This window comes from Nocardia sp. NPDC059236 (assembly GCF_042754085.1).
GTDB lineage: Bacteria > Actinomycetota > Actinomycetes > Mycobacteriales > Mycobacteriaceae > Nocardia.
Genome location: NZ_JBHZAF010000118.1, coordinates 1 through 1049 on the forward strand (window position 1 = coordinate 1; position 1049 = coordinate 1049).

At 65.1% G+C, this 1049-nt stretch carries 2 protein-coding genes; both read right to left on the reverse strand.

The window, feature by feature from the left end; genetic code table 11:
• A partial coding sequence (locus ACFXIV_RS48320) for a carboxymuconolactone decarboxylase family protein (protein ID WP_379421591.1) occupies positions 1 to 229 on the reverse strand: 229 nt, incomplete at its 3' end.
• 129 nt (positions 230 to 358) lie between these two features.
• Entirely contained in the window at positions 359 to 916 is a 558-nt protein-coding gene (locus ACFXIV_RS48325) for a hypothetical protein (protein ID WP_379421592.1), read from the reverse strand.
• Positions 917 to 1049: the final 133 nt, after the last annotated feature.

Consider the following 1049-nt stretch of genomic DNA (forward strand, 5'->3'; position numbering starts at 1 on the left):
ACGCCGAGACCAGGTGCAACCGCACCGCGCTCTCTCCTGCGGCGGCGGCCTCCTTGGTGTGCATGTCGATGCAGACGGCGCAGCCGTTGATCTGGCTCACGCGCAGCTCCACCAACTCCTGCGTGGCGGCCGGCAGCGACGATTCCTTGAGTATCTTGCCCGCCGACATGAAGTGCTTGAAGGCCTTGCCGGCCGTCGGGTCGGCGAAGTAGTTCAGCCGCGCATCCATCGTGTGCTCCTCCGCGCTCTCGTCAGGGTGCCTACACCCCCTGGGACGAGACAGCCCGGCACCCTGTGACACGAACGCGTGTGACCCACGTCTCCTCGCCCGGCGCACCGGCTGCCGCGAGGCGCATAGTCACTTCTCGCAGCCCAACTGCCCAGTCGCCTGCTTCGCGGCCCGCTTGGCGAGTCGGAGAAGGTCCTTTTCGTGGTGACCGTCGTGGGTCGTGAAGACGGTCACGCCCAACGCTTCCTCACGTTCCGTCGGCAGGCCCGGACACGGCACGTACAGCGCGGCTGCGCGCGGACCTGCGAAGCCGCCTTCGTACAGGTCGACGCGGTGCCGACCGGACGACCAGTCGAGTTCGGATTCCGTGATGTACTCGGCCCACTCGTGCCAGTCGTCCGGCGTGGTCGCCACCTCGAATTTCACGGCGATGCGATCGTCGGCCCGCACTTCACACGAGAACCGGGCAAACGGGCCTTTGACCTTGTTCTCGGCCGACACCGAGTAGGAACGCGCCGGAGGGACCATCCGTCGCATCTCAGCCGTGTTGTCGGTACCCGTGACATCGGAACACGCCTGCTGGGACGAGGAGTCGAACGACTTGACCCCGCCCTCCTCGGCAGTGAGCAGCTTTGCTGTCAGCCCCGCGGTAGTACACAGCAGTAGCACGATGACGAGGACCAGCACTTTCGTCCGCGAAAAGCGCGAGGCAAGAGAAATCATGACCCCTCTTTCGGCAGGGTCTTGACCTGATCGCCGCTCGACAACTCGGTGCCCATCTGCTGTGCTGCAGTGACGGCATCGTTGAACCCGTTACTGC